This is a genomic window from Gemmatimonadota bacterium (genome assembly GCA_016209965.1).
In the GTDB taxonomy this organism is placed as follows: Bacteria; Gemmatimonadota; Gemmatimonadetes; order Longimicrobiales; family RSA9; genus JACQVE01.
Map to the genome: position 1 here is coordinate 1 of JACQVE010000174.1, position 2,516 is coordinate 2,516.

The 2,516-nt window shown below is 70.4% G+C and carries 2 protein-coding genes; both read right to left on the bottom strand.

Annotated elements, in window-relative coordinates; translation table 11 throughout:
- A partial coding sequence (locus HY703_07085; GenBank protein ID MBI4544938.1) for a tetratricopeptide repeat protein occupies positions 1-1,139 on the bottom strand: 1,139 nt, incomplete at its 3' end.
- 322 nt (positions 1,140-1,461) lie between these two features.
- Positions 1,462-2,516, bottom strand: a 1,055-nt coding sequence (locus tag HY703_07090; GenBank protein ID MBI4544939.1) for a DASS family sodium-coupled anion symporter, incomplete at its 5' end; no start/stop codon positions are given.

Below are 2,516 nucleotides of genomic sequence, written 5' to 3' on the forward strand. Positions count from 1 at the left end.
GCCGGCAACTCCGTCAGCCCTGTCTGCGCGATCTGCTGCGGCGTCACCTCGCCCGCGCGCTGCAACTGCGCGGCCTCACCCTGCCGCTCCCGCGCTGCGCCCAGGCTGGGATCGAGCTGCACCGCCTGCTGGAACAGGCGCACGGCTTCGGCATAGTCGCCCCGGTCCATGGCCTGCAGGCCATTGCCATACGTCAGAAAGGCGAGCAGGTTCGCCGCACGGTTCTCACTGATCGCTTCCCGCTCCGCCGCCGTCAGTTCGATCCCCAGCACGTTCAGCACGCCGAACACCAGCTCCTTCTCGAGATCGAACAGCGCCTCGAGCGGCGACTCGTTCCCCAGCTCACCGGCAGCCCGCTGCTCGGCGGCCGCCAGCACCGATACATCCATGCGCACGGCATTCTCGCCCGTCGTCGCCAGCACGCCCTGGACCACGTGTTCCGCGCCCAACAGCCGCCCGGCGCGCGCGCCTGTTGCCGGCTCGGCGTAGCCGGCTTCGGTCAATGCCATTTCATCGAGCAGCGACTGCACCCGCACCCGCTCGAGCAGCCGGAGCGCGCCCGAAAGCTGCAGGTCCGTGATGATCATGTCGGCGAGGGCAACCTGGAGGGGTTCGAGCTCCGGCTTCTCGGAGACCAGGCGCAGCGGGAAGACGGCGATGGTCCGGGGCGTCGCCGGCTGGGCCGTCAACTCGGCCTCCCGCTCCAGCGCCAGCCGCGCCTGCTGCCGCATCTCATTGCGCAGAACCAGCACCAGCCGGGCCCGGATCTCCTCCTTCAGCGCGTCGCTGCGGCCGAGCTCCAGATATCTGGTGTAGGACTCCCGGGCCAGCGTCCAGTTGTCCTGCGCCTCGTGCGCCAGTCCCAGATAGAGGAAGGCGACGCCGCTGGCACCCGTCTGGCCCACGACCCGCTCCAGGATCGCCTGCGCGTCCTTGGGCCGGTCCCCACGGTAGTACGCGACGCCAAGCTGAGTCATGGCGGGCAGGTCCGCCGGCGCCGCCGCGACCGCATCCTCCAGCCGCGCGATGTCGTCCGGGCCCACAGTCGGGACCGTGCGGGCACACGCCGCGGCCGAGGCCAGCATCAGGCAGGCGCTCAGCAGTTGGCGCAGAGCCGGTGTCGAGATCGTACTCTTCATGGCGACTCCTATCGCATAGCGCCTTCGAGGCGGGCGAGACCACGACATAAGAATCGAGCCGTATCCTGTGGGGCGTCGGCGCGGGAGTTTCCAAGCTGTCATCCGCGCGCGCGCCTGTCAATAATCTTGAGACTCGCCGCAATCTTGAGACTCGCCGCCGCCGCACCGCCCCGACGGCACCCGGACCGATGCCGGGGGGCGGGCGGGTGCTCCCCGTAGCGGTCCATAAGTGGGCGAACGCGGGTGGCGGCGAGGGGACGGGCGGAGGTGAGCGAACTTGACCGCGGGGGAGCACCCGCCCGCCCCCGCGGTGTCTCGCCCGTTACCCCAAAACGCGGCCGATGAGCAGCGAGGCGGCGAGCGTCACCAGCGCCACGGAGATCAGGTTCAGCCAGAACCCGGCCCGAACCATGTCCGCCATGCGGATGTAGCCCGTTCCGAAGGCGATGGCGTTGGGCGGCGTGCCGACGGGGAGCATGAAGGCAGTCGAGGAGGCCAGGGCCCCCACTGCCATGAAGACGAGCGGCTCCTGCCCCACGCCGCGGGCAGCGGCAGCCAGCACGGGCATGGCCAGGGCGGCAATGGCCGTGTTCGAGGCGAGCTCGCTCAGATAGACAAAAACGGCTGCCGTGAGACCCAGCACCACCCAGACGGGCAGCCCGACCAGTCCCCCGACGCCCGCGGCAATGGCCTCCGTCAGACCCGTCTCCTCGAACGCCCGCGCCAGCGAAAGCCCGCCGCCGAACAGCAGCAGCACGCCCCAGGGCAGCCGCTGGGCCGTGCCCCAGTCGAGCACGAACTCGCTCCGCCGCCGCTCCACGGGCAGCAGGAACAGCAGCCGCGCGGCGGCGATGGCAATAGTCGAGTCATCCACACCCGGTGCCAGGTCAGTGAGGCCCGGGATGCGCCACGCGCCAAGCTGCTTCGGCTCCCGCATCAGCCAGCCGGCCACGGCCAGCAAGAAGATGATCAGCGTCAGGATCTCGCCCCGCCGGGGCGGCCCCAGCTCCTGGCGTTGCGAGCGCAGCAGATCGGCCGCGCCCGGCGGCAGCCGCCCCGGCGGGAAAAAGACGAAGACGAGGAGCACCCAGGAGAGCGGCAGCAGGATCACGACCAGTGGCAGCCCCACCGCCAGCCACTCGGCAAAACCGACCTCCTGCCCCAGTAGCTCCCGCGCCGCGGCGGCAAACACCGCGTTGGGCGGCGTACCGATCAAGGTGCCCAGTCCGCCGATCGTCGCGCTGTAGGCGATCCCCAGCATCAGTGCCGTCGCGAATAGGAACGGCTCCTCCGGGTCCGCCGGGCGCAGCAGCTCGGTGAGCGCCAGGCCAATGGGCAGCATCATGGCCGCCGTTGCCGTGTTCGACACCCACAGGC